This is a genomic window from Aeromonas hydrophila subsp. hydrophila ATCC 7966, assembly GCF_000014805.1.
GTDB classification, from domain to species: domain Bacteria; phylum Pseudomonadota; class Gammaproteobacteria; order Enterobacterales; family Aeromonadaceae; genus Aeromonas; species Aeromonas hydrophila.
The window spans coordinates 2,974,079-2,999,313 of record NC_008570.1; the positions used below are offsets into that span (position 1 = coordinate 2,974,079).

19 protein-coding genes and 1 tRNA gene are annotated in these 25,235 nt (G+C 62.5%); 7 read left to right on the forward strand and 13 right to left on the reverse strand.

The window, feature by feature from the left end; all coding sequences use genetic code 11:
* Positions 1-31: 31 nt before the first annotated feature.
* The 4 genes from AHA_RS13470 to AHA_RS13485 all read right to left on the reverse strand — a co-directional run bounded on the left by AHA_RS13470 (position 32) and on the right by AHA_RS13485 (position 7,091).
* Positions 32-1,585, reverse strand: a complete 1,554-nt coding sequence (locus tag AHA_RS13470) for a methyl-accepting chemotaxis protein (RefSeq protein WP_011706482.1) — start codon at positions 1,583-1,585, stop codon at positions 32-34.
* Between the two features lie 157 nt (positions 1,586-1,742).
* Complete coding sequence (locus AHA_RS13475) at positions 1,743-2,429, reverse strand: AcvB/VirJ family lysyl-phosphatidylglycerol hydrolase (protein ID WP_011706483.1); 687 nt, start codon at positions 2,427-2,429, stop codon at positions 1,743-1,745.
* A 9-nt stretch (positions 2,430-2,438) separates the two neighbouring features.
* The gene (mprF, locus tag AHA_RS13480; protein ID WP_011706484.1) at positions 2,439-4,988 is read right to left on the reverse strand and encodes a bifunctional lysylphosphatidylglycerol flippase/synthetase MprF; all 2,550 of its coding nucleotides are present in this window, start codon (positions 4,986-4,988) and stop codon (positions 2,439-2,441) included.
* A gap of 477 nt (positions 4,989-5,465) precedes the next feature.
* Positions 5,466-7,091: an MCR-3-related phosphoethanolamine--lipid A transferase gene (locus AHA_RS13485; protein WP_011706485.1), complete on the reverse strand. Its 1,626-nt coding sequence runs from the start codon at positions 7,089-7,091 to the stop codon at positions 5,466-5,468.
* Between the two features lie 380 nt (positions 7,092-7,471).
* Here AHA_RS13485 and AHA_RS13490 point away from each other — a divergent pair, with 380 nt between their 5' ends.
* Both AHA_RS13490 and AHA_RS13495 read left to right on the forward strand, forming a co-directional pair.
* The gene (locus AHA_RS13490; RefSeq protein ID WP_011706486.1) at positions 7,472-8,251 is read left to right on the forward strand and encodes a COG4705 family protein; all 780 of its coding nucleotides are present in this window, start codon (positions 7,472-7,474) and stop codon (positions 8,249-8,251) included.
* Between the two features lie 85 nt (positions 8,252-8,336).
* Positions 8,337-9,551, forward strand: a complete 1,215-nt coding sequence (locus tag AHA_RS13495) for an MFS transporter (protein WP_011706487.1) — start codon at positions 8,337-8,339, stop codon at positions 9,549-9,551.
* 70 nt (positions 9,552-9,621) lie between these two features.
* On the opposite strand, the gene AHA_RS13500 is transcribed toward AHA_RS13495, so the two are convergent.
* Positions 9,622-9,709: transfer RNA gene (locus tag AHA_RS13500), tRNA-Ser, on the reverse strand.
* 183 nt (positions 9,710-9,892) lie between these two features.
* Here AHA_RS13500 and AHA_RS13505 point away from each other — a divergent pair.
* The 3 genes from AHA_RS13505 to AHA_RS13515 all read left to right on the forward strand — a co-directional run bounded on the left by AHA_RS13505 (position 9,893) and on the right by AHA_RS13515 (position 13,231).
* The gene (locus tag AHA_RS13505) at positions 9,893-10,549 is read left to right on the forward strand and encodes a Bax inhibitor-1/YccA family protein (protein WP_011706488.1); all 657 of its coding nucleotides are present in this window, start codon (positions 9,893-9,895) and stop codon (positions 10,547-10,549) included.
* A 163-nt stretch (positions 10,550-10,712) separates the two neighbouring features.
* Positions 10,713-12,866: a YccS family putative transporter gene (yccS, locus tag AHA_RS13510; RefSeq protein ID WP_011706489.1), complete on the forward strand. Its 2,154-nt coding sequence runs from the start codon at positions 10,713-10,715 to the stop codon at positions 12,864-12,866.
* 20 nt (positions 12,867-12,886) lie between these two features.
* Positions 12,887-13,231 (forward strand): TusE/DsrC/DsvC family sulfur relay protein, encoded by a 345-nt coding sequence (locus AHA_RS13515; RefSeq protein ID WP_011706490.1) that lies wholly within the window; start codon positions 12,887-12,889, stop codon positions 13,229-13,231.
* Positions 13,232-13,288: 57 nt separating this feature from the next.
* Here AHA_RS13515 and dedD read toward each other — a convergent pair whose 3' ends face one another.
* The 7 genes from dedD to AHA_RS13550 all read right to left on the reverse strand — a co-directional run bounded on the left by dedD (position 13,289) and on the right by AHA_RS13550 (position 22,161).
* Entirely contained in the window at positions 13,289-14,089 is an 801-nt protein-coding gene (dedD, locus tag AHA_RS13520) for a cell division protein DedD (RefSeq protein ID WP_011706491.1), read from the reverse strand.
* A 74-nt stretch (positions 14,090-14,163) separates the two neighbouring features.
* On the reverse strand, positions 14,164-15,423 hold the full coding sequence (gene folC, locus AHA_RS13525) for a bifunctional tetrahydrofolate synthase/dihydrofolate synthase (RefSeq protein ID WP_164927677.1): 1,260 nt from the start codon (positions 15,421-15,423) through the stop codon (positions 14,164-14,166).
* Positions 15,424-15,425: 2 nt separating this feature from the next.
* Entirely contained in the window at positions 15,426-16,289 is an 864-nt protein-coding gene (accD, locus tag AHA_RS13530) for an acetyl-CoA carboxylase, carboxyltransferase subunit beta (protein WP_011706493.1), read from the reverse strand.
* A gap of 119 nt (positions 16,290-16,408) precedes the next feature.
* Positions 16,409-17,218, reverse strand: coding sequence for a tRNA pseudouridine(38-40) synthase TruA (gene truA, locus AHA_RS13535; RefSeq protein ID WP_011706494.1), 810 nt, complete (start codon positions 17,216-17,218; stop codon positions 16,409-16,411).
* A gap of 179 nt (positions 17,219-17,397) precedes the next feature.
* Positions 17,398-19,596, reverse strand: a complete 2,199-nt coding sequence (locus tag AHA_RS13540) for a FimV/HubP family polar landmark protein (RefSeq protein ID WP_011706495.1) — start codon at positions 19,594-19,596, stop codon at positions 17,398-17,400.
* 275 nt (positions 19,597-19,871) lie between these two features.
* Positions 19,872-20,888, reverse strand: coding sequence for an aspartate-semialdehyde dehydrogenase (locus tag AHA_RS13545; protein ID WP_011706496.1), 1,017 nt, complete (start codon positions 20,886-20,888; stop codon positions 19,872-19,874).
* A gap of 142 nt (positions 20,889-21,030) precedes the next feature.
* Complete coding sequence (locus AHA_RS13550) at positions 21,031-22,161, reverse strand: 4-phosphoerythronate dehydrogenase (protein WP_011706497.1); 1,131 nt, start codon at positions 22,159-22,161, stop codon at positions 21,031-21,033.
* Between the two features lie 322 nt (positions 22,162-22,483).
* Between AHA_RS13550 and AHA_RS13555 the strand changes: the two genes are divergently transcribed.
* Complete coding sequence (locus AHA_RS13555; protein ID WP_011706498.1) at positions 22,484-23,230, forward strand: phosphatase PAP2 family protein; 747 nt, start codon at positions 22,484-22,486, stop codon at positions 23,228-23,230.
* 71 nt (positions 23,231-23,301) lie between these two features.
* On the opposite strand, the gene AHA_RS13560 is transcribed toward AHA_RS13555, so the two are convergent.
* Positions 23,302-24,132 carry a MetQ/NlpA family ABC transporter substrate-binding protein gene (locus AHA_RS13560; protein ID WP_011706499.1) on the reverse strand — a complete coding sequence of 277 codons (831 nt, stop codon included), beginning with the start codon at positions 24,130-24,132 and terminating at the stop codon, positions 23,302-23,304.
* Positions 24,133-24,368: 236 nt separating this feature from the next.
* Here AHA_RS13560 and AHA_RS13565 point away from each other — a divergent pair, with 236 nt between their 5' ends.
* Entirely contained in the window at positions 24,369-24,908 is a 540-nt protein-coding gene (locus AHA_RS13565) for an isochorismatase family protein (RefSeq protein WP_011706500.1), read from the forward strand.
* The last annotated feature ends 327 nt before the right edge of the window (positions 24,909-25,235 follow it).

A 25,235-nucleotide genomic window follows, 5' to 3' on the forward strand; every position in this document is an offset into this window, starting at 1 on the left:
GGCCTTGTTGTTGTATGGATGGCAGCGGCGACTAGCCGAAGGTCTGCCTCAGGGACTTGAGCTGTCTGGCCTTGGTCAGCAGGATCTCGCTCGACTCGTCGACGTCGTGCATCTTGCTGCTGTTGGCATGGGAGTGCTGGGAGATGAGGTTGACGTTCTGGCTGATGTTTTCCACCACCGCCTGCTGCTCTTCCGCCGCCGCCGAGATCTGGGCCGAGAAGTCCATCACCAGCTCGATCTCCGTCAGTACCTGATGCAGGCTGTCCGATCCCATCCGGGTCATCTCTACGCAGGCCTGGGTCTGTTGCAGGTTGTTCTGCATCATCCCCTTCCAGCCGTTCAGGGTGCGCTGGATCTGGCCGATGCTGCTCTGGATCTGTTCGGTCGCCTTGTGGGTGCGGGTAGACAGGGTGCGCACCTCGTCCGCCACCACCGCGAAGCCGCGCCCCTGTTCGCCGGCCCGGGCCGCCTCGATGGCGGCGTTGAGCGCCAGCAGGTTGGTCTGATCGGCGATACCCTGAATTTCCCCCATCAGCACCCCGATGCGATCCGACTCGCTGGCCAGCGCCACCGCCGAGGCAAAGGCGTGCTCCGCCTCCTTCGCCAGATCGGTGATCTTGTGCTCGGTCTCGATCAACTGCTTATCCGTGTGCTGGCAGTGAGCCTTGGCCTCGGCAATCTGGCTGTTGGTGTCCTGGATGTCGCGGGCGATCTCCTGGGCCGTGCTCGCCATCTCGGTGATGGCGGCCGCCATCTGCTGGGTTTGGGCATCCTGCTCGGCGATGTCCGAGCTGGCCTCGCTGGAGGCACTCTTCAGGTGCACCGCCAGATCCTGCAGGGCGTGAGTGGCATCATCCACCCGGCCGAGCACGGTGCGAATGCGGGCCTGCAGCAGCTTGATGTGGAAGTCGGCGATGGCGCTTGGCTCCTGGCCCGAGTAGATGAGCCGGGTCAGGCTGTCGTACTCGCCGGCCAGTTGCTGCAGATAACGGGGGGTGGTGATGAGCTCGTGGCGATAGAGCAGCCCCAGCAAGATCAGCGGCAACGCCATGTAAAGCGCGGCCCAACCGCCCAGTTGCACGGTGCCGAGCCAGCCCAGCGCCAGCAACCCGGCCACCGCGACCCCATGGCGCAGCCGCGCCAGCGAAATCCTGGGCTTGCCGCCGCCCTGCTCCGCCGCTCGCAGCCGGGCATAGGTGCGGGCTGCGATCTGCTTCATCTGCGGATCGGCGCGCCAGCGCACCGACTGATAGCCGCTGATCTTGCCCTGCTCGAAGATGGGGGTGACATAGGCATCCACCCAGTAATAGCGACCATCCTGGCAGCGGTTCTTCACCATGCCGCGCCATGGCTGGCCCTGCTTGAGTTTGCCCCACAAGTCGGCAAATGCCGCCTTGGGCATGTCGGGATGGCGCACCATGTTGTGGTGCTGCCCCACCAGCTCGGCCCGGCTGTAACCGGCGACCCGGCAGAAGTTGTCATTGGCGTAGGTGATCACGCCCCGCAGATCCGTGGTGGACACCAGCTGTTCATCAGCTGCGAAATCCACTTCCTGATCAACAAGATGGCCTTTTTGTTCGCGCATGTAGCCCCCACTCTTACGTTGTTGCTCAGTAGAGTGTAGGGAAGCAATCAGCACCTGTAAAGGTCAATGCAAAAAGATTCTGACGGGGCGAAAACGGATCGGACCGGCAGGAAATAATCATTGATTTAAATCAACATTTCCTGCCGGCGCGCGATATTTATTGCAGTGAAAGATGGCTGGCAATGGTCTTGAACAGCACCGGGTAGTCATCCTCGAAATGGTGCGAACCGGGCAGAGTCAGCGTGGTCACGTTGGGCTGCTGCAGACGGGGACAGAGCCGCACCGGCGAGTCGTCATCCGCCCCCTGCACGCAGAGCATCGGCAGGGTGTGGATGGCGTTGACCTCGGGCTGGGTGGGATAGCTGCCCGCCTTGTCGTGGGTCACCATGTCGCTGACGTGGATCTCGAAGTCGGAGGCGGTCGAGGGTGAGAGCATCACGGCCCCGATCAGGCTCTTGCGATAAGGCTCGGGCAACCGGTTGATGACGAAGGGCACGATTTCGGCACCAAAGGAGAAGCCCACCAGCAGCCAGCGCTGGCGCCCCCAGCGGGACTGGTAATCATCCAGGATCCGCACCAGATCGGCGGTGACCTGCTCTGGATCCTTCTTCTTCCAGTAGTAGGTGAGCGAGCTCCAGCCCACCACCGGCATGCCGTGCTGCTGCAGCTGGGCGCTGAGGCCCTTGTCCAGCGCGGCCCAGCCGCCATCACCGCTCATGAACACCACCATGGGGGCACTTGAGGCTTGCGCTACCGGCAGCTCCACCAGCCCCAACTCCTCTTTCACCGGCGCGGCAGAGAGCGAAAAGGCGCAGCACGCCAGCAGCAATAACAGGATTTTCATGGCCGACTCCTATTTTTTGATGAGCCCGAACGGGCCTCGGCTGATCAGGGATATCAGGTTGGTCAGCACCCTCGGCAGCACCAGCTTGCTGGTACAGAGCAGGTAGCGCGGCTCCCAGTCCGGCGAGAACTTCTCCTTGTAGCGTCTGAGCCCCTGGAAATTGTAGAAACGACTGCCCCGGGTGAAGATGGTGTTGCCAAGCCGGGTCCAGTAGCCGCTCAGGGGGTGATCGTTGAAACCGGACATGGGCGCCATGCCGAGGTTGAAGCTGGCGTAACCCTCGGCCTTGCCCCACAGCAGCAGCTCGACAAACAGGAAGTCCATGATGGGGGCCGTGCCCGTGTCCAGGCTGTAGCGCATCAGATCGATGGAGAGGCTCTCCTTGTTGTCGCTGACCCAGAGGTTGGCAAAACCGACGATCTGCCCCTCGTGACGCACCAGCGCGGCCGGGCTCAGGCTGAGGTAGGTGGGCTCAAAGCTGCCCACCGAGAACCCCTTCTCCTTGCCCTGCTTGCTCTGCAGCCAGGTGTCAGACACCTCCTTGAGGCGCGGTAACAGTGCAGGCACGCATTCAGGCGCCACCACTTCGAACGACAGCCCCTCCCGCTTGCCCTTGGCATGGCTCTGGCGCAGGTTGCGCAGCCGGCTGCCAGCCAGCTCGAAGGCCGCCAGATCGACGATGGCCTCCTCCCCCAGCTTGAACGGGATCAGGCCCAGCTCCAGGTAGAGCGGCAGGTAGCGGGCCGACACCTGGTAGAACACCGGGCTGGCATCGTGCTGGTCGCACAGCTCGCGAAACTGCCAGAGCAGCTCCTCGATAAGCTCAGGCTGACCGATGGGATCCCCCATTACGATCCAGCCATTGCCCTCGACGCCGTACATCAAAAACGCCTCGCCGCCGGGATGAAACAGCAGCGACTTGTCGCCAAGCTGGGCCAGGTAGCCATGACCGCCCCCCTCGCGCAGCACCAGGGCATGGGCGCGGGCCAGCTCCTCTGCTTCCGGCTTGCGCCCGGAGACCCGCAGCGGCGCCAGCAACTGGGCCACCCCGACCACGGCCAGCACGGCCACCACGCTGCCCATGGCCCGCAAGCCGCGGGAGGCGGCGCCATGGGGCGAGAAGTGAAACCAGAGGGCGTGGTCATACTCCACCTGACGGTAGGAGAAGAGCAGCAGCCAGAGCGCCCCCAGCAGCACGGCCCCCACCGAGATGAGCCAGCCCGGAGTGAACTGGGCGTGCAGCAGGGAGCCCTTGCGATAGAACAACGAGCGACAGGGGGTGATGATGAGCAGGAACAGCCCGAGCAGCAGGGCCGACTCCCAGTCAAACCCCTTGAGCAGGGAGAAGATCATCCCCAGCCCCAGCAGCAGCTGGGTGATGCGAAACGCCGCGTCGTGGCGCCGGTAGAGGCTGCGGGCCAGCAGGATCAGCAGCACGCCGCTGACACTGCCAAGCACATGGGAGAGCTCCAGCAGGTGCAGCGGCAATACCTGCAGGAACATCTCGATACGCCCGCGCATGGTGGGGATCATCCCCGAGCAGAGCAGCAGGCTGCCCGCCGCGAACGCTCCCAGGCTGATCAGCGCCGGCAGGAACTCGCGCACCGCGGTCATGATGCCCTGCAGCCGGCTCCAGCGCGCCTTCTGCTGCAACAGCTCCTGGCTGGTGAACAGCAGCAGGGCGCACAGGAAAGGCAGCACATAGTAGATGCAGCGATAGAGCAGCAGGGAGGCCAAGAGCTTGTCCACCGGCAGGTATTTGGCCAGCAGCAGGCTCATGCTCGCCTCGAACACCCCGATCCCGCCGGGCACATGGGCCAGCACCCCGAGGAAGCTGGCCAGCACGAAGGCACTGAGCAGCACCGGATAGGAGACGCTGTCCGCCGGCAGCAGCACATAGAGCACGGCGGCGGCGGCCATCCAGTCCAGCAGCGCCACCAGCAGTTGCAGCAGCCGGGTTCTGAATACCGGCAACACCAGCTCGTGGCCGCGCCAGACCAGCGCGGGCTTTGGCCAGAACAGGTAGCCAAGCACCGCCAAGAGCGCCAGCCCACCCGCCACGTTGAGCAGCTGATCGGCCCACAGCGGCCAGTCCGGCAGCAAGGTGGTGGCCTGCCCCACCAGCAGGGCCGTGCCCCCCCAGGCCAGCAGGCCGAGGAAGAAGGTCACCGAGCAGAAGACGATGATCCTGGCCACCTCCCCGGTGCCGAGCCCCAGCGACGAGTAGATGCGATAGCGCACCGACGAGCCGGTCAGCAGGGCGAAACCCAGAGTATTGGAGAAGGTGTAGGCGATGAACGAGGTGACCCCCACCTGCTGCCAGGGCAGCCGCTTGCCGAGGGCGTGCACCGCCAGCATGTCGTAGCAGCAAAGACAGGCATAGCTGAGCAGGGTCAGCAACAGGGCACCGCCCAACAGCGGCAGCGGCAAAGACCAGATGGCCAGCCGGATGTCGTGCCAGTGCCAGAGGTGAGTCAGACGATAGAGCACGGCCAGCGCCGCACCCAACAACAACAAGCTACATAACGGGCCTAACCAGATAAACAGATGACGCCGCATTGCCGATCCCTACCGACGCGAGGCCATGGCCATGCGCGTCACGTTGCTGAACATGGCCACCCGCAGCGGGAAGCACAGACTGCACTCCTTCGCGCCTTGGCCTTCAAATAGATGTGTTATGGGCCGTGGGCGGTGAACGGTCGACACTGATGACATGGCCAGTTTGGCCCTGGCTGCCCGGAAAATGCCCCCGCCCAGCATGGCATCCCACTTTATATCGACTTTTTTGCAAAAGACGAGTCTTGCCCTCGAAATAAAATTACTCAGCTGCTGGCAGATTAATTCGCCGCTTACCCTGGCGGTCAGCCCCGCCACATCCCGTTGGCGCACAGCACAATTAATGAGCAGTGACATCATACACCAGATAACGCGCTTTACCCGACCCATCTGGTCAGGTTGGCAAGCCGCTCACGGGTCATCATCAGGCTGCGCCCAAATAAAAAGGGGAGCCAGGCTCCCCTTTATCTCAATATGGCGTTACTGCACGCTGCGACACTGGCTGAAGATATCCAGCTGCTGGTCATATACCGCCGTATTCACATCCCAGATCCCCAACATGGACGAGAACAGGTTGTCGTGGGAATAACGGGTATTGGCTGCCTTCTGCTGCAGACAATCGAGATTCATTCCCTTCTCTTTGGAAAAACCGGGCGACATCCACACCTGCATGGGCACCCGGGTCTGATCATCCGGCGCAAACTTGTAAGGGGTACCGTGCAGATAGAGCCCCAATGCCCCCAGTGACTCGCCATGGTCGGAAATATAGATCAGCGCCGTGTTGTATTTGTCTTCATATTTTTTCAGCCGTTCGATCATGCTGGCAATCACAAAATCGGTGTAGCGAATGGTGTTGTCGTAGGTATTCTCCAGCTCCTGATCGGTGCAGTTTTCGATATCGCTGCGCTGGCAATCCGGCAGGAAATGACGATGCGACCCCGGATAACGCTTGTAATAGGTCGGGCCATGGCTGCCGATGAGGTGAAAGCCCACCAGCTTGTCCCCCTTCATGCCGGCCAGCTCGTCGTCCAACCCCTCCAGCACCACCTCGTCATAGCAGGTGTTCTTGTCACAGAACTTGGGGTGATCCTTGGGCTTGACTACCATGTTCGGCACCCGATCGCACACCCCCTTGCAGCCGCCGTCATTCTCCTTCCAGAAGATGGAGATGCCGCTCTTTTGCAGCACATCCAGCAGCCCTTCGCTGTTGCGGGCCTGGTTGCCGTCGAACTGGTTGCGCCCCATGTTGGAGAACATGCAGGGTACCGAGACCGCCGTCGCCGTGCCGCAGGAGCGCACGTCGTTGAAGGAGATGATCCCCGCCTGCTTGCTGGTGAAGGGGTTGGTCTCCTTGTGATAGCCGTTCATGGAGAAGTTCTTGCCGCGCGCCGTCTCCCCCACCACCAGGAACATCATGGTCGGCTTCTCCTTGCCGGCCACCCGCTTGGCGTCGTCGCCCATGCGCTGGAACGGTACCGGCTCCGCCAGATAGCGTTTGTAGAGATACTTGGTGGTGCTGTACATGTAGTTGGCCGGCGTGATCTCCCGGTTCAGGGTCTGGTTGTTGCGCCCGACCGAGGCATAGTCCTGATAGTAGGCTGCGGCGATGAACCCCAATACCACCAGCGAGGCCAGCATGGAGAGGCCGCGCTGCAACAGGCCCTGATACCATTTGGCCGGATACTCTATCTTGACGAAAAACAGCAGTACCGCCGGCAGCACTCCGGCCAGCAATACCCAGACCACGATGGGCACGCTCAGGTAGGAGTAAGCCTCGCTCTGGTTAGTCTCAAAGATGTTCTGGATCATGTCGCCATCAAACAGCACCTTGTATTTCATCATGGTGTAGCTGGCAATGGCACCGGTGATAAACAGAAAGGCAAAGAAAGGCTTGATGAAATAACGCACAGAGAATGGCATGAATACAAAGTTCAATGCCGCTACCAATACGATGGGAATGGAGATGGCAAACCCGATTTTAAAATGCTCAAGCTGCGTCAATATCTCATAAAAATGCAGCAGGACTGGCCAGTTGAGCAAGAAGGCAAAGATAAATGCCAATAACAAAATAAATGGAACAATTCTTATTCTAAGAAAAGAAGGCATGCATATCTCCCTGTTACGCTTCTTTATTACACGTCGAAATAGCCGAACCAGAGTCGACACGCCGATATTTGGCGCCGGATAGTAACAGCGTGCTGAAAACACCAAATATACTATTTTCAAATATCTTCAATAATGTGATGTATATCAACAATCATCAGCAAACTGACAGCCTAGCCGACGATACTTAAGGAAAAATTAAGATACCCGTGTTATGCAATCGCTCAAAAAACAGCCATGCATATACGACTCACCTCCCCGCCTCGCGCTCGCACCACTCTTTTTCAAGACGGCCGCTCGTCCTTAAGTTTTGCTTAAGACTGCTCGGCGAGGCTGTTCCCTGACGAGTCCTCGTCACACGACAGATGCGAGAGAGGGTTAACATGCACAACAGCAACAGCGCAGCAATCAGCAAGGTGCCAGAGATCACCCTGGCGTTCTGGGTCATCAAGATTCTGGCGACCACCTTGGGGGAGACGGGGGGTGACGCAGTCTCCATGTCGATGGAACTCGGTTATCTGGTGAGCACGGCCATCTTTGCCGTAATTTTCTTCGTGTCGGTCAGCGCGCAGATCGCGGCAACCTCCTATAACCCCCTCCTTTACTGGACCACCATCATCGCCACCACCACGGTCGGCACCACCCTGGCAGACTTTGCCGATCGCTCGCTCGGGCTGGGCTATGCCGGTGGTTCCACCCTGCTGCTGGCCTTGCTGATGGGCTCCTTCCTGCTCTGGTATCGGCTGCAGGGCAGCATCTCCACCGGCAGCATTACCACGCCGCGCACCGAGCTGTTCTACTGGGTCACCATCATGTTCTCCCAGACACTGGGCACCGCACTGGGTGACTGGACCGCAGACGAGGCCGGCTTTGGGTATGCAGGCAGCGCCGTGCTGTTCGGCGGCATGCTGGCCGCCATCGTGGCGACCTACTACCTGACCCGGGTGTCGCGGACCCTGCTGTTCTGGGCCGCCTTCATTCTGACCAGGCCGCTGGGGGCTGTAGTGGGGGATTTTCTGGACAAGCCGCTCAGCAAGGGCGGGCTGGAGCTGAGTCGTTACTCTGCCTCCTTCACCCTGCTGGCAGCCATCGCCGCGCTGGTGCTGATCTCGACCCTGCGCAACCGGCAACCGGTTCGGGCTGAGCTCGATATCGAACAGTAATCACGCAGCAAGTCAGCCCGGCCGCCTCTGGGTCGCCGGGCTGACTATGCTCTGTGGGAATTGATGCAAGGCAAGGCTCCCCCCGATGACGACAGGCAACAGACAAGACCCGGCCCCACCCTCCCGCCAGATCCCGCGCGGGGTCTGGGTGCTGGGCTTCGTCAGCCTGCTGATGGACATCTCGTCCGAGATGATCCACAGCCTGCTGCCCCTGTTCATGGTGACGGTGCTCGGCAGCAGCGCCCTCACCATCGGGCTCATCGAAGGGATGGCGGAGGCCACGGCACTGATGGTCAAGGTCTTCTCCGGCACCTTGAGCGACTATCTGGGGAGACGAAAGGGGCTGGCTTTGCTGGGTTACGGGCTGGGAGCCCTGACCAAGCCGCTGTTCGCCATCGCCACTGGCAGCGGGTTGATACTGACCGCCCGCCTGCTGGACAGAATTGGCAAAGGCATTCGCGGCGCCCCCCGCGATGCGCTGGTGGCCGACCTCACCCCCCTTGAGCTGCGCGGCGCCGCCTTTGGCCTGCGCCAGTCCCTCGACACGGTCGGTGCCCTGCTGGGGCCACTGCTGGCCGTCGGATTGATGCTGCTCTGGCACGATGATTTTCGCGCCATCTTCTGGCTGGCGGTCATTCCTGGGCTGGCCTCGGTCGCCCTGCTCGCCATCGGCCTGCGGGAACCCAAAGAGAGCGACCGGCGCAAGCGCCGCAACCCCCTGCGACGCGACAACCTGCTCAGGTTGGGTAAACCCTATTGCTGGGTGCTGCTGATCGGCGCCCTGTTTACCCTGGCCCGCTTCAGCGAAGCCTTTCTGGTGCTGCGTGCCCAACAAAGCGGCATGGCGCTGGCGCTGGTGCCGTTGGTCATGGTGGCGATGAATCTGGTCTATGCCCTCAGCGCCTACCCGTTCGGCCGCCTCTCGGATCGCATGAGCCACCGCCTCCTGCTGATCTGGGGGTTGCTGATGCTGATTGCCGCCGACCTGGTGCTGGCGACCAGCACCCACTGGGTCGTACTGCTGGCAGGGGTGATGCTGTGGGGCATTCACATGGGAATGACCCAGGGGCTGCTGGCCGCCATGGTGGCCGCCACGGCCCCGGCGGATCTGCGCGGCAGCGCGTTTGGCTTCTTCAACCTCGTCTGTGGCCTCGCCATGTTGCTGGCCAGCCTGCTGGCCGGCCTGCTGTGGGACAACCTGGGCCCCGCCTTCACCTTCTACGCCGGCGCCGCCTGCTGCCTGCTCACTCTGCTGATACTCAGCAAATACCAGCCGCCAACATCCAGCACGGCACCATGACCCGAAAACACCGGCGTCCGGATAGCAAATGCCCCGGCAACCAAGTTGGTTGCCGGGGCATTTCTGAAGATGGCGGAGGAGGTGGGATTTGAACCCACGGATGGTCGCCCATCGCCGGTTTTCAAGACCGGTGCATTCAGCCGCTCTGCCACCCCTCCGAACGGCGTGCATACTACGTCAGCCCCTTGTTCATATGCAATACATATTTGATTTGGGATAGTAGGGGGCAAGAGGGTGGGGTGGGGCTTGAAATCAGCGCTCGTCATCCCGACATTCAGTGCATACAATGCGTTAACGAGGCGGATTGCCGCCTCACCACGGAAATCAAGAGGACACCCAAGATGGATACCCGTTCTATCTATACCGGCACCCAGAGTGCCGCGCGCGATACCAACAAGGTACTGCGCAACACCTATATGCTGCTCTCCCTCACTCTTGGCTTCTCTGCCGTGGTGGCCGGGGTAGCCACCGTGATGAACATGCCGCCCCTGCACTGGGCCATCTTCCTCATCGGCGTCTACGGTCTGATGTTCCTGACCGAGAAGAATCGCGAAAACGGCATGGGGCTGGTGTTCACCTTCGCCCTGACCGGTCTGCTGGGCTATAGCCTGGGCCCCATCATCAACATGTACATGAACAACGGCGGCGGCGAGATCGTGATGACCGCGCTCGGCGGCACCGCGCTCACCTTCTTCGGTCTGTCGGCCTATGCCCTGACCACCAAGCGTGATCTTTCTTTCATCGGCGGCATGCTGTTCGTCGGTTTCTGGGTACTGCTGGTGGCCATGATCGCCAACATCTTCCTGCAGATGAGCGCCCTGAGCCTGGCCCTGTCCGCCATGTTCATGCTGTTCTCCTCCGGCGCCATCCTGCTGACCACCCAGCAAATCGTGCGCGGCGGCGAGACCAACTACATCTCCGCCACCGTCACCCTGTACGTCTCTATCTACAACATCTTCCTGAGCTTGCTGAGCCTGCTTGGCGGCAACCGCAGCTAATCAAACACCCCGCTTCGGCGGGGTTTTTATTGGCACCTGTTTCTGTCAGGATAAGTTGTAAATCAAGGATATGAAGCGAAGTGGCCCTGATCCAAATCAGGGCCGTTTCGTTGTTGACCGGTTATGCTCTGGTTTTCGTTTCGCTCAAGGGTTGCGCTCTCCCATGCCCATGGATTTCTCTGGCCTGTTGCGCCGTTTGCTGACTGACAGTCATATCTATTTCGCCCTCAAGGTACTGCTGGCCATCATGGGGCTGCTTGCCTTCACCCTGGCGACCGGCGACATCCAGCTCACCGTGCTGCTCTCCCTCGGGGTGGTGGCCGGCGCCATCGCCGAGACCGACGACAGTTTGTGGGGCCGGGTCAAGAACCTCGCCATGACCCTGCTCTGCTTCCTGTTCGCTTCCCTGTGCGTGCAGTACCTCTTCCCCACTCCCTGGCTGTTCGCCCTGGGGCTCGCGGGCTCCACCTTTATCTTCGTGATGGTGGGGGCGCTCGGTCAGCGCTACGCCACCATCAGCTTCGGCTCCCTGCTCATCGCCATCTACACCATGCTGGGGGCCGCCAAGGCGCCGGATCTCTTCTATCAGCCGCTGGCACTCGGCGCCGGGGCACTCTGGTATGGCCTGGTGTCGCTGGTCTGGCTCTGGCTGCTACCCTACAAGACCCTGCACGAACAGCTGGCCCAGAGCTACTTTGCCCTCTCCCGCTATCTGCTGGAAAAATCCCGCTTCTTTCCGGCCGACGAGCACGGCGCCCAGGCCATTCGTCACAACCTGGCCCAGCTCAACATCAACTTGGTCAACGCCCTGACGCTCACCAAGTCGGCGCTCAACGCCCGCCTCAGCACCCGCCACCGGGCCTCCCCCGAGCTGGCCAGCCTGCTGCGCCTCTACCTGCTGGCGCTGGAGATCCACGAGCGGGCCACCTCCAGCCACTACCCCTACAGCAAGCTGGAGGCCGAGCTCAAGCAGGGCATCGTGCTTGACGGCTTTCAGGAGGTGTTCCTGCAGCTCTCCGAGGCGTGTCAGCGGCTCGGCTACGCCATCCTGGTGCACAAGCCCTATGCCCACAACAAGCGCATCCACTGGACGCTGGAGGCCCTCGGCGATCAGCTGGAGTTCACCCACCTCAAGCAGCACTACCCGAAGACCCTGCTGACGCCGATGAAGTTTCTGCGCCGCAATCTGGCCAGCATCAACCAGTTGCTGCAAAGCGCCGAGGAGCTGCAAAATCCCGAGCAGGCCCCGCAGAGCCTGCCGCCCCTGGCCCGGCCTGCCCGCCTGCCGCTGCTGACCCAGCTCAAACAGCATCTCACCCCAAACTCCATGGTGTTTCGCCATGCCCTGCGGCTGTCGCTCGGGCTGGTGGTGGGCTATGGCATCTTGCAGGCGTTCCACCTGGACAAGGGCTACTGGATCCTGCTGACCGTGCTGTTCGTCTGTCAGCCGAGCTACAGCGCCACCCGTCGCCGGCTGGTGCAGCGCATGCTCGGCACCTTCGCCGGCCTGCTGGTGGGGATCCCGGTGCTCTGGTTGTTCCCGGAATTGCACGTACAGCTGGTGGTGATGGGGCTGGCCGCCTTCCTCTTCTTCACCCAGGTGCGCAGCAACTACAGCGCCGCGGTCTGCTTCATCACCCTCTACGTGTTGATGGCGTTCAACCTGCTGGACGGCATCGGCTTCGCCATCCTGGGGCCGCGCATGCTCGATACCTTCCTCGGCTGCCTGCTCTCCTACGCCCTGGTGGCCTGGCTGTGGCCGGACTGGCAGTACAAGCGGCTGCCGACCCTGATCGCCAATTCGCTCTCGGCCAACGCCCGCTACCTCTCGGCGGTGCTCGCCAGCCTGCAGCAGCAGCGGGATGAGTCCATCGACTACCGGGTAGCGCGCAAGAGCGCCCATCTGGCGGACAGCGAGCTGGCCATGGCCTGGCAGAGCATGCTGGTGGAGCCGCAAAAGCGTCGTCGCTTCCTCGATCTCTGCTTCACCCTCACCTGGCGCAACCACGCCCTGCTCTCCTACATCTCGGCGCTGGGCGCCCATCGCGACAAGCTGGAGGCCATCGGCGAGCTGGACGAGATCAGCCGTCACCTGAGCCACACCCTGGAGCGGGCTGCCGGCCACCTGGCGGGAGAGATGCCGGAACAGATCGAGGGGCAGTGCCCGGTCATCACCCCGGACAGCAGCGAGGAGCAGCTGATGCTGACCCAGCAGCTCAACCTCATCAGCCAGCTGGCGGATGAGTTGCTCACCCTGGCCAACGAGAGCCGGTTGCTCACCCGGGAACAAGGCGCTACCATGCCCGCCCAATCCTGACAGGCCACAAGGAGCCCACCATGTCCGAGCATCACCAGCTGGAATTCAACGGCCAACTCATCGAAACCGATGCCAAGGGTTATCTGCTCAACAGCAACGACTGGAGCGAGGCGCTGGCACTGGTACTGGCCGAACAGGAAGGTATCGTGCTGGAAGAGCCGCACTGGGAAGTGGTGCGCTTCGTACGCGCCTTCTATCTGGAGTTCAACACCTCCCCCGCCATCCGCGCCCTGGTCAAGGCGATGGAGAAGCAGTACGGCCCCGAGAAGGGCAACAGCCGCTACCTCTACAAGCTGTTCCCGGAAGGGCCAGCCAAGCAGGCCACCAAGATTGGCGGCCTGCCCAAACCGGTGAAATGCATCTAAAAAAATACCGCGCCCATCCAAGATGCAGCGCGGTATTTTTTTACCTTGTCGACCCTCTTAGGGGTTGTAAGCCACCACGGAACCACTCAAGCCGGTCATCTGGCCGATGCGGCTCTGCATGCCCTGCAGCTTGGCCTTGGAGACATCCGGCCCGATGAAGACCCGGTTGAGCTGACCCTGGACCGGCGTGCGCGGCGAGGTGTGAGCCGAGTAGCCCGCAGCCCGCAGCTTGCCCACCAGCGCATTGACGCTGTCGACGTTTTTGAAGGCGCCGAGCTGCAGGATCCAGCTGCCCTGGGCCGGCGCAGTAGCCGCTGGCGCCGGGGCGGTCGTCGTGGTCGGTTGTCCCATCTTGCTGGCGATGAGATCGTCCATCGACTTGATCTGGCCCGCCTGCGGCTTGTTCTCAACCGGTTTTTGCACCTCGACCGGCTTGGGTGGCACCACCTTGGGCTTGGGCTGCTCCACCGGTTTCTTGGCGATCACTTCAGGCTTGGGCTGGGGCTTGACCACAGGCGGAGTGACGGGCTGGGTCACCGGCTTGGCGGCCGGTTGCTGCACCGGCGGCTGGCCCTGCTTGGCCCCCAGGGTTACCGGCTCAGATACCTCTTCCACCTGCCACTGCTGGGCAGCAGAGGCCTGCTGCTGGCTGGCCAGGTGCTCCGCCGGCAAGGTGCTGGCGGCCGATACCTGCAAGGCAGGCTTGGCGGGCTCCAGCTCCGGGCGCAGCGGGATCTTGGCAAACGCCTCTTCCTTCTGCTCCAGCTTGTGGCCGTCCATCAAATCCGGCAGAAAAATGACAACCAGGGCCACCAGGATGACGGTGCCCACCAGACGGTTTTGAAACTTAGAGGCCAAGTTGAATCCTACCTTTACGTAACTCAATATGCGATTCGGCTCCCCGCCAGAGGGCCGGGGAGCCGGGGTGTGGCCTAGACGGCGGCACCCGCCAGAATGTCGGCAACAGTGTAAAACGAACCAAACACAATGACCATATCATCAGGACTCGATGCGGCCAACGCCGCAGCATAGGCCTGCCCCACGCTGTCAAAGGTGGTCGCCGGCCCCCGCTCGCTGCCAAGGGCTCCAGCCAGCTGAGCCGCGCTCGCCGCCCGCGGGCCGGTCAGGCTGGCCAGATACCATTCGCCGATGAGGCCATCGAGCTCGCCGAGCGACCCCGCCATGTCCTTGTCCTTGAGCATGCCGACCACGGCGCGGCGCACGCCGGTGCAGGGCATCTTGCGCAGCTGGGCTGCCAGATAAGCCGCCGAATGGGGGTTGTGGGCCACATCGACGATGACCAGCGGGTCGCTTTGCAGTTGCTGCATCCGCCCCGCCAGCCGGGCATTGGCCAGCCCTTGCCGAATAGCCTCTTCCGGCAGCGGCAGACCGAGGGACTCCAGCGCCGCCAGCACGGTGACCGCGTTCATCAGCGGCAGGGCCGGTTTGGGCAGGTCGAGCCACTGATGAAGGCCGTGATAATCCCAGCCGGTGTCGTGCTCATCACCACGAAAATCAATGCCGACCTGACGCAGGCAGGCGCCGAGGCGGGCAGCCTCGCTGGCGATGGTGACGGGCGGATTGGGCTCACCGCTGATGGCGGGTTTGCCGGCGCGATACACCCCCGCCTTCTCCACCGCCACCGCCTCGCGGGTATCCCCGAGCCAGTCGCAGTGATCGAGCGCAATGGAGGTGATCATGGCGACATCGGACTCCACCACATTGGTGGCATCGAGCCGACCGCCCAGCCCCACTTCCAGCAGCAGCACATCCGGCGCGGCGCGGCGGAACAGCCACAAGCCCGCCAGGGTGGCGAACTCGAAGAAGGTAAGGGCAATTTCGCCGCGAGCCGCTTCCACCTCGGCAAAGGCGGTGCAGTGATCGCTGTCGGCCAGTTCGGCCCCGTTGATCCGCACCCGCTCGGTGAAGCGCAGCAGATGGGGAGAGGAGTAGACGCCGACCTGGTAGCCGGCGTCCATCAGTATGCTGGCCGCCATGGCACAGCTGGAGCCCTTGCCGTTGGTGCCCGCCACCGTGATCACCTTGAACGGCAGGTGGGTTAAGCCCATGCGGCGGGCCACGGCGCCGACCCGATCCAGCCCCATGTCGATGTTGACCGGGTGGATCTGCTCCAAATAAGAAAGCCAGTCGACCAGCGACCGGCTTTGGGATTGTTGCATGTTGGAACTCATCTTCACTCTTCGATGACGTGAGTATTCAGCATTTTGGCAAGCAGGCTGGCCAGACGGTTACGCATCTCGCGGCGATCGATGATGAGGTCGATGGCGCCCTTCTCCAGCAGGAACTCGGAGCGCTGGAAGCCTTCCGGCAGCTTCTCGCGCACGGTCTGCTCGATGACGCGCGGACCGGCAAAGCCGATCAGTGCCTTGGGCTCGCCCACGTTGATGTCACCCAGCATGGCCAGACTGGCGGAGACGCCACCCATGGTGGGGTCGGTCAGCACGGAGATATAGGGCAGGCCGGCCTTGGAGAGGCGGTCCAGCGCCGCACTGGTCTTGGCCATCTGCATCAGGGAGAACAGCGCCTCCTGCATGCGGGCACCACCCGAGGTGGAGAAACAGACCAGACCGCGACCTTCCTTGATGCTCTCCTCGACGGCGCGCACGAAGCGGGCACCGACCACGGAGGACATGGAGCCACCGATGAAGGAGAACTCGAATGAACAGGCGACGACCGGCACCCCCTTGAGGGTCCCCTTCATCACCACCAGCGCATCTTTTTCTCCCGTCTCTTTCTGGGCGGCAGACAAACGATCCTTGTAGCGCTTGGAATCCTTGAATTTCAAGACATCCTGCGGCTCCAGCTCGGCACCGATCTCGGTGCGGCCCTGCTCGTCGAGAAAGCTCTCGAGACGGGCACGGGCGCTGATGCGCATATGATGATCACACTTGGGGCACACTTCGAGATTGCGCTCCAACTCTGCCCGGTAGAGCACCTGTTCACAAGCACTGCACTTGGTCCACACCCCTTCCGGAATGTTGTGACGACGAGGTGTAGTGATCTTGCTCTTGGGAAGGATCTTCTCAAGCCAGCTCATGGAATTCCTTAATGCTTTTGTGCCTGACAAAACGCATCGAGCCTAGATTGTTCAATGACTTAATAGCTCGATGGCAATAAATGACGGATCATTAAACCACAAATTTTCGGGGCCAGTTACTAAAAACTGGTCGTACCCGGTGCCGAGTCCGGCAGCCACAACGGGCCGAGCGGCATCTGCGGCAACCCCAGTTCTGCCGGGTAATCCACGTCCACCAGATAGAGTCCCCCCGCCTTGGCAGTCGGGCCTGCCAGGTTGCGATCCCGGGCTGCCAGCACCTCGGCAATCCACTCCACCGGCTGGAGCCCCTGCCCCACCAGCAGCAGTGAGCCGGTGATGTTGCGCACCATGTGGTGCAGGAAGGCGTTGGCCTTGATGTCGAGCACGATGTAGGGGCCGGAGCGGCTGACACACAGATGCGTCACATTGCGCCATGGAGTGTTGGACTGGCAGGCGACGGCCCGGAAGGTGCTGAAGTCATGCTCCCCGAGCAGGCTCTGGCCCGCCTGGTGCATCAGATCGGCATCGATGGTTTCGTGGTAGTGACTGACGCCACTGCCGAGGATGGCCGGCCGGTAGTTGTGGTTGTAGATGACGTAGCGGTAGCGACGGGCGGTGGCGCTGAAGCGGGCATGAAATCCCTCGTCTACCTGCTTGACCCAGCGCACGGCGATGTCCGGCGGCAGGTTGGAGTTGAGACCCAGGGTCCAGGCCCCTTCGGCGCGATTCGCATCGGTATCGAAGTGGATCACCTGGCCGGTGGCGTGGACACCGGCATCGGTGCGCCCTGCACACTGGATGGAGACGGGGTGATTGGCGATCCGGCTGAGGGCCTTTTCCAGCTCCTCCTGTACGCTGATCACTTCGCGCTGACGCTGCCAGCCGAAATACCGGCTGCCGTCGTATTCAATACCTAGGGCAATTCGCATGGATAAACTTGTCTTCTGATGAAAAGGAGCGGTGAACGAAACGGGGCGGATTATACGCGTCTCGCCTCAAAAATCCCAAATAGCCGCGCCCAGGCCAGACCAGGCGCCAGAAACACCGATGCCAAAAACAAGGGGCAGCCCATCGGCTGCCCCTGCTTTCACCACTATGCGCTGGCTCTCTAGCCAAGGCGCTTGAGCAGCTTCTCGGCCTCGGCCCGCTGATGCTCGGTGCCCTGCTCCGCCGCTTCTTGCAGCAGTTCGCGGGCGCTATCCTTGTCGTCGATCTCGAGGTAGGCACGGGCCAGATCCAGCTTGGCCCCCACCCCGCCATCGTCGGCATCCACGTCAAACCCGGTGGACTCCGGCAGCACCTCGGGGAAGCCATCCAGCCCCACGTCCAGCGAGAAGCCCTGATAAGGTTCCTGCTCGGTGGTGGTGGCGTCCGCCTCGGCCAGCAGCTTGTCGATCTCGACATAACCGCTCTCCTGAGCCTGTTCCCGTGGTTTCACCTCGCCCGGATGGGACTCCACCTCGGCGAAGGCATCCTCGAAATCGGCCAGGGCCAGCTCGTTGGGATCCCACTCCAGATCCGCAGCGGCCTCCTGTTTCCCCTTGGTCGGTTCGGGCTCCAGCCCCAGCTCCGCCAGCAGCTCATCGGCGCTGGCGTCGGCCGTGGCACTGGTAGCCTTGTCGGCGCCCGGCTCGGCAAAGGCGGTCTCGAAGTCGCTCAAATCGAAGGAGGCGAGATCCTCGTCGCTGACCATGGGGTCGGCATCGGGTTGACCGTCATCGCTGCCGTCCAGCGCCAGATCGGCTTCCAGGTCTGCGTCCAGCTCGGCGAACAGAGCTGCCTGCAGCTCCTCTTCGCTCATGATCTCGTTGCCAGCCTTGGGCTTGGGATTGAATTCGCTGGCAAGGTCCAGATCCGGCTCGGTGTCGAGGGTGATGGACTCGTCATGGGCCAGATCCAGCTCGGGCACCAGATCCGGATCCCGGATGGCGGCCTTGGCGGGCGGGGCCGGCTCGGCATCGAAGCTGGCCAGGTCCATCTCGCCATCATCGCTGAACACCAGATCGGCCGGCGCGGCAGGCTCTTCCACCGCCATGTAGCCATCCGGCGTGTTGAGATCCGGGCGCGGTCGTACCGGCTCGTCGTCGGTGATGCCGACCGTCATCAGCTCGTCAAATTCGCTGCTCTCCTGATCCATCACCATGGCGGTGGATTCGGACAGGCTCTTCTCCTGCTCTTCCAGCTCGCGGCGGGCCCGCGCCCGCAGCCACAGGGTCACCAACGCCAGCACCAGCAGCACCGGCAACAGGATGATCATGGCCAGGTTGAGCGGCGAGGAGAGCAGGTCCATCAGCCAGTTCTGCTTGGGCTCGGGGGCCGGTGCCACCGGCGGAACCGGCTTGGCCTTGAGCTCGGCAATCTCTTTTTGCAGCGCGGTCTGATCCTGCAGCTGGGCCTTGAGGGTCTCCACCTCTTCGGTCAGGGATTGCAGCCGCAGCTTGAGCCTGTGGTTCATCTCGGTGACCTGGCCGAGCTGGGCATTGGCATCTTCCAGCGCCAGCGCCATCTCGGTGGAGGGCTTGCCGACCGGTTGATTGACATCGGCCGGCAACGGCGCCGGTGCGCTGGCCGTGGCGGCGCTGGTAGCAGCCGCCTGGCTGGCTACCGGCTCGGGAGCCTTGGCAACCGCCTTCACCTCGGTGGCCGGCTGGGGTGTCTCCACCTTGGGTGCCGGGGCCGGAATGGGCGCCGCCTTGGCGGGCGCGACCTTGGCTACCTCGGGTTTGGCCGGCTCAGCCGCCTTGGGCGGGGTTGTTTTGGTGGCCACCGGCTTGGCCGGCTGGGTATGTTTGCTCGCCAGGTATTTCGGGCTCAGCCCTTTCCAGCTGGCGTTGTCACTGCGGAATTTGGCGCGGGCCTCGGCATCGGTGATGACGCTGGCCTCGGCGGTGGTGGGCAGCTGGATGCGCGAGCCCACCAGAATGTGGTTGATGTTGCCATCGGCGAAACTGCGGGGGTTCTTCTCGTAGATCGCCACCATGGTCTGGTAGACGCTGACACTGCTGGAGGGACGGTACTTGCTCGCCAGGCTCCAGAGGGTGTCGGTGGGACGAATGGGGCCATAACTACCGGCATTGCTCGCGACCTGCCGCACGATCGGCTGGGCCGTGGCTCGGCTGGGTTGGGACGTGGCGCGGGGAGCGGCGACGGGTTGTGCCAGCGGCTGGGAATTGACGGCGGGCGGAGCCGGCTCGTCCGGGCCTTTGAGCTCAACAAAAAAAGGCTCCCGCGCCGAGTCTTCGGCCTGGGCCGTGCCCAGCAGACCCAATGCGAGTAGCGTTGCCAATGTTATGCGGGAATGTCCCATATTCGTTCCTTCGTATGACGGCCCTATCACATTGAAAAATCTGGATAGTTACCCCAAAACAGTCGGTTCAATATAAATCAGGCTCAGGTTGCAAGCCAGCAGTCCGACACATTTAGCACCCAACTTGCCCCTGAGTGTAGGAAAAAACTTAATCAGTTGATATCGCGAAAAATTCTCGGGGCTGCAGAGTGCGCCCCCGGTCACATCCACCCCATGGGTGCACAGGCTGGCAGCCTGGCGGATTTCCCTCCCCGCCAGGCCAATGGACCCGACGATCAGAGGTAATCGCGCACCAGCAGTTCGGCAATCTGTACGCTGTTGGTCGCCGCGCCCTTACGAACGTTATCGGCCACGATCCACATATTTATACCGCAGGGGTGAGAAATATCCTGGCGAACCCGGCCCACCAGCACCTCGTCCTTGCCGGTGGCGTCGCGCACCGGGGTCGGATAGTCGCTCTCGTCGTCAAACAGGGTGACGCCCGGCGCATTGCGCAGCAGCTCTTTCACCTGTTCGGCGTCGAGTGGCTGGTGCAGCTCGACGTGGACCGCCTCGGCATGACCATAGAACACCGGTACCCGCACGCAGGTGGGGTTCACGGCGATGCTGGCATCCCCCAGGATCTTCTGGGTCTCCCACACCATCTTCATCTCTTCCCGGGTGTAGCCGTTGTCGGTGAAGCTGTCGATCTGCGGGATCAGGTTGAAGGCGATCTGCTGCGGATAGAGACTCGGCTCCACCGGACGACCGTTGAGCAGGTGGGCGGTCTGGCCGGCCAGCTCGCTCACCCCCTCCTTGCCGGAGCCGGAGACGGACTGATAGGTCGCCACGTTGATGCGGGCGATACCCACCTCATCGTGCAAAGGCTTGAGTGCCACCAGCATCTGGATGGTGGAGCAGTTGGGGTTGGCGATGATGTTGCGGTTGCGAAAATCGGCCAGCGCATCCGGGTTCACTTCCGGAATGACCAGCGGGATGTCTTCGTCGTAGCGGAAGCAGGAGGTGTTGTCGATGACGATGCAGCCGTGCTCGGCGGCAATCGGCGCCCACTTGGCAGAAACCTCGGCTCCGGCGGAGAAGAGGGCGATCTGCACCTGGCTCCAGTCAAACGCCTCCACATCCAGGATCTCGACATTCTTGCCGGCAAAACGCACCGTGTCGCCGGCGCTGCGGCTGGAGGCCAGCGGATAGAGGGTGGCGATCGGGAAGGCACGCTCTTCCAGGATCTCGATCATCGCCTCGCCCACGGCGCCGCTGGCGCCCAATACCGCTACGTTGAATTGCTGACTCACTGCTGTTCTCTCCTATGATGGTGCCGGTGACGCGCGCTAGCATCACCGCTGGCAGGCGGACCTGCCTGATAGCGGGTCTGGCGTCGGGCCAGACCGGGTATGGGCGGGGCAAGGCTCCCGCCCCTTCAAGTATGTAAAGTGTTCAGTCTGGCTGGCAGACAAACCCGAGCCGGGCCAGGGCTGCGCCGGCAAACGGCCCTTTCAGCTGCAGGGAAGAGAGCTCGCGCCGCTCCGGATAGTGTTTGCGCTGCTCATCGAAGCTGCCCGCCACACCGAGCCGGTTGCGAAAACGGGCGTCATCGCGACGCACGTCATAAATAAGGTGGACCAGTTGCTTGATCAATGCCTGATCCGCCGACTGGCCCGGTGTCACCTCGCGCACCTCAGGGATCGGCAGCAAGCTCTGCAGATCCTGACGCGGCGTGCGCCTCAGCTGCCGGCAGAGAGCTTCATAGAGCATCCAGGTGCCGCGGGCCTTGCCTTCCAGGCTGTAACCCGCGATGTGCGGGGTCGCGAGCTCGGTGTGGGGTACCAGGGCCTGCAGCGGCTCCGGCTCCCCTTCCCACACGTCCATCACCAGCCGCAGCGGCGCCTGGCTCTGCTGGCGCGCCAGCAAGGCCTGGTTGTCCCACACCTCGCCACGGGAGGCGTTGATGAGGATCTGCCCGGCCGGGCGGGCGGCAATCTGCGCCGCGTCCAGCAGGTGGAAGGTGGCATCCGGCCCCTGACGGGTGATGGGAACGTGGAAGCTGACGATGTCGGCCTCAAGGGCCTGCTGGTAGTCGACAAACTGCGCCGCCTCGTTGGCCTCGGCGGCGCGGGCACGGGGCGGATCGCAGCGCAGCACCCGCATGCCGAGGGCCTCGGCCTTGCCTGCCACACACTCGCCGGTGTTGCCGGCACCAATCACCGCGAGGCTCATCGCGCCCAAGTTGAGCTCATGGCGCTCGGCCAACACCAGCAGGGCGGAGAGCACATAGTCGCCGACCGAATATTTGTTGCAGCCGGGGGCGCTGAAGAAGGGAATGCCCCGCTCGGCCAGCAGCCCCTTGTCCACGTGATCGGTGCCGATGGTGGCGGTGCCGACGAAGCTCAGTCGTGGGCAGCTGGCCAGCAGCGCGGCGTCCACCCGGGTGACGGAGCGCACCAGCAGCACATCGGCCTCTTGCAGATCCGTCGCCAGCATCTGCCTGCCGGGCAGCGGGATGACCTCGCCAAATTCGGCAAACAGCTCACGGGCGTGGGGCATATTTTCATCAACGACGATCTTCATCGGGCTCTCTCACCTCGCTAGCGGCCACAAGCGCGCCATTCTAGCCCAAACAGACCGAAGTTTCAGATGCTTATTCATCCATGAGCGGCCGCCGCCGCGACTTTCTGGCGGGAACCAGCGCGCGGCTGGCTCATCTCTGCTCAACCGAGTGGCCGGCCTGCACAAGCAACCTCGGGAGCTCCCTCTCGCCACCAGCCGGATTGCACTCGGCGGGTTGGCCATCACCAAACTCATTTGTAACCCCGTGTTACAGCGAGCGGGGCGCGACTTGACCGACCGCACTGGGCTGGCACAATGGCGCCTCTTTTTTTGCTGCCCATGAATGGGCACCTTGCCGAGCCCCGTTATGCCGACTCACGCCTCTTCCCTGCCGCGCCGCCAGGTGCTGTGTTTCAGTGCCGCCCTGATCCTGCCGCTGCTCCTGCTGGCCTGCCTGCCCTGGCAGCCGTTCATGAGCCAGGCCCTGCACTCGGACTGGCTCTGGTGGCCCTACGCCCTCACCCGCATGGTGGATGTGCCCGGTATCGCCGTCAGCATCCTGGCCCTGCTGCTGCTGACCCGACACAAGCTGACGCTGAGCCTGCCGGCGCTGCTGGCCCTCGGCGGCGCCCTGTTTGCCGTACTGGCCGGCGACTGGCTCATCAAGAGCCTGATCAAGCATCTGACCGAGGAGCCTCGCCCCTACCTGCTCTGGCTGGAGAGCCAGCAGCTGATCCCCGCCATCCAGCAGTTCTACGCCGGCAAGGTGGAGGTGCGCAGCGAGCAGGTCCATGCCGCCAGCCAGCTGCTGGCGCTGCCCGAGTGGCTCGCCAACCACTGGCAGGCGGAGGTCAACTACGCCTTCCCCTCCGGCCACAGCATCGCCGCCATGAGCCTGGCCCAGTTCTTCGGCCTGATCTGGCTGGCGCGCGCCCCTGCCGGCGCCTGGCTGCTGCCGCTGTGGGCCATCGGTGTCGGCCTGTCGCGCATGCTGATCGGCATGCACTGGCCGCTGGATGTGCTGGCAAGCGCCCTGCTCGGCAGCCTCACCGCGCTGTTTGCCGCCCGCTGGTGGCTACGCCATTACTGACATGTGCACGACACAAAAAAACGGGCACCCGCGGGTGCCCGTTTTTGTTCAAAGCCTGTGACGCTGGCCACTCAGTTGCTGGCGCTCGCGCCCTGCCACCCTTCGGGGTACTTGTAGCCGACGAAGCGCTTGGCGGCATAGGCCTTGAAAGCGACCGAGTTGTAGGCCGCAGCCACGTCTTTGGCAAAGGGCTTGTCCGCATCGGCGCTTTTTACCACCACCCAGTTGATGAAGTTGTAGCTGCGCTCAAGGAACAGACCTGAGCTGAAAGGAATGCCGCTTGAGGCGGCAAAGTTGCCGTTGATGACCGAAAAGTCCACGTCTTCGCGCGAGCGGGGCAGTTGAGCCGCCTCCAGCAACACCAGCTTGAGGTTGTGCGGGTTTTTCACCACGTCGAACTCGCTCGCCTTGAGCGGGTTGATCCCCTCCTTCAGGGTCAGCCAGCCCAGATCCTGCAGCATCAGCAGCGCCCGCGCCTGATTGGTGGGGTCGTTCGGAATGGCCACCGTGCTCCCCTCCTGCACCGCCTTCAGATCTCCCAGCTTGCCGGCATAGAGGCCCATGGGGCCGGTCGGTACCTGGGTGATGGGGGCGAGTGACAGCCCCCGATCCTTGGCAAAGCTCTCCAGATAGGGCTTGTGCTGGAAACAGTTCACATCGAGCGAGCCGTCGGCCAGCGCGATATTGGGCGTCACGTAGTCGGTGAACTCCACCAGTTTGACCTGGTAGCCCTTGGCTTCGAGCTGCGGCTTGATGGAGTCGGTCACCATGTCGGCAAAATCCCCCACCGTGGTACCGATGACGATCTCCTGTTTGGCCGGATCGGCGGCCAGCGCGGCCAATGGCAGAGTACCGGCCAGCAGGACCAGAGCGGAAAGGGCAAAGAAGGAACGACGCTGCATAAAAACTCCCTGTAAATATCTCAACGGCTGGCGCGATGGCAGAGTCGTGCTTGAACCATCGCAACCATCCAGCCATCCAAACGGCTAATTAAGCACACCATAACAGAGCCGTTTCTCTTCGCCAAGCAACAAAACCGGGCAAGCTTATTTATAAAAAATCACGGCCTTTGATATAAGGACTCAATACGGCTAAGCACCATCGGCTACCCATTTCATTCCCTAGCAAGGAGCTCATCATGCTGACCACCACGCACACCGGCCTGCTGGTCGTCGATATTCAGGGCAAACTGGCCCGTCTGGTCGAGGGGAGCGACGCCCTGATCGCCAACACCGCCAGGCTGGTAGCGGGAGCCAGACTGCTGGGCCTGTCGGTTGTCTGGCTGGAGCAGAACCCGGACAAGCTCGGGGCCACCGTGCCCGAGCTGCAGTTGATGCAGGCAGGCGATCTTGTGCTGCCCAAGCACAGCTTCGGCGCCCTGGGGGAACCGGCGCTGGCCAACGCCCTCGCCCGCCAGGGCGTCAGCCACTGGTTGGTGTGCGGCATCGAGGCCCATATCTGCGTCTACCAGACGGTGCAGGGATTGCTGGACGCGGGCAGCCAGATGTCGCTGGTGGTGGATGCGGTGTCGTCGCGCAGCGCCGCCAACCGGGAGCTCGCCATCAACAAGCTGGCGGCGCACGGGGCCGAACTCACCTCGGTGGAGATGTGCCTCTACGAACTGCTGGGCGATTGCCGCCATCCGGCCTTTCGATCCATTCTGGCGTTGATCAAATAGCTCTCCTGTCGACCGGCCCCACCATCCGGCCTTTCGATCCATTCTGGCGCTGCTCAAATAGCCTCCCCCTGCCGACCAGCGACTTCATCCGACACGGCGCCAGTGGCGCCGTGTGGCTTGCCTGCACTGACCCTCACTCTGCTTTCGATCTCGGCGGCCCCCCGCCAGCACGGGGCGCCTCCCATTTCACGCCGCTCCGCACACCCCTTTCGCACCGGCATCCTCACCAAACGTTAATGAATAGTTACTAATAGGTTGATCTACAAAGATAAATATCAACACCAGCCAGCTGAGAAAAGTTCTCAATACACCACATAAAAGGATTCA

What these genes read in the sequence shown, in the direction of transcription:
- AHA_RS13470 (WP_011706482.1), bottom strand. Translation starts at nt 1,585, where the DNA reads ATGCGCGAACAAAAAGGCCATCTTGTTGATCAGGAAGTGGATTTCGCA.
- AHA_RS13475 (WP_011706483.1), bottom strand. Translation starts at nt 2,429, where the DNA reads ATGAAAATCCTGTTATTGCTGCTGGCGTGCTGCGCCTTTTCGCTCTCT.
- mprF (WP_011706484.1), bottom strand. Translation starts at nt 4,988, where the DNA reads ATGCGGCGTCATCTGTTTATCTGGTTAGGCCCGTTATGTAGCTTGTTG.
- AHA_RS13485 (WP_011706485.1), bottom strand. Translation starts at nt 7,091, where the DNA reads ATGCCTTCTTTTCTTAGAATAAGAATTGTTCCATTTATTTTGTTATTG.
- AHA_RS13490 (WP_011706486.1), top strand. Translation starts at nt 7,472, where the DNA reads ATGCACAACAGCAACAGCGCAGCAATCAGCAAGGTGCCAGAGATCACC.
- AHA_RS13495 (WP_011706487.1), top strand. Translation starts at nt 8,337, where the DNA reads ATGACGACAGGCAACAGACAAGACCCGGCCCCACCCTCCCGCCAGATC.
- AHA_RS13505 (WP_011706488.1), top strand. Translation starts at nt 9,893, where the DNA reads ATGGATACCCGTTCTATCTATACCGGCACCCAGAGTGCCGCGCGCGAT.
- yccS (WP_011706489.1), top strand. Translation starts at nt 10,713, where the DNA reads ATGCCCATGGATTTCTCTGGCCTGTTGCGCCGTTTGCTGACTGACAGT.
- AHA_RS13515 (WP_011706490.1), top strand. Translation starts at nt 12,887, where the DNA reads ATGTCCGAGCATCACCAGCTGGAATTCAACGGCCAACTCATCGAAACC.
- folC (WP_164927677.1), bottom strand. Translation starts at nt 15,423, where the DNA reads ATGAGTTCCAACATGCAACAATCCCAAAGCCGGTCGCTGGTCGACTGG.
- accD (WP_011706493.1), bottom strand. Translation starts at nt 16,289, where the DNA reads ATGAGCTGGCTTGAGAAGATCCTTCCCAAGAGCAAGATCACTACACCT.
- truA (WP_011706494.1), bottom strand. Translation starts at nt 17,218, where the DNA reads ATGCGAATTGCCCTAGGTATTGAATACGACGGCAGCCGGTATTTCGGC.
- AHA_RS13540 (WP_011706495.1), bottom strand. Translation starts at nt 19,596, where the DNA reads ATGGGACATTCCCGCATAACATTGGCAACGCTACTCGCATTGGGTCTG.
- AHA_RS13550 (WP_011706497.1), bottom strand. Translation starts at nt 22,161, where the DNA reads ATGAAGATCGTCGTTGATGAAAATATGCCCCACGCCCGTGAGCTGTTT.
- AHA_RS13555 (WP_011706498.1), top strand. Translation starts at nt 22,484, where the DNA reads ATGGGCACCTTGCCGAGCCCCGTTATGCCGACTCACGCCTCTTCCCTG.
- AHA_RS13560 (WP_011706499.1), bottom strand. Translation starts at nt 24,132, where the DNA reads ATGCAGCGTCGTTCCTTCTTTGCCCTTTCCGCTCTGGTCCTGCTGGCC.
- AHA_RS13565 (WP_011706500.1), top strand. Translation starts at nt 24,369, where the DNA reads ATGCTGACCACCACGCACACCGGCCTGCTGGTCGTCGATATTCAGGGC.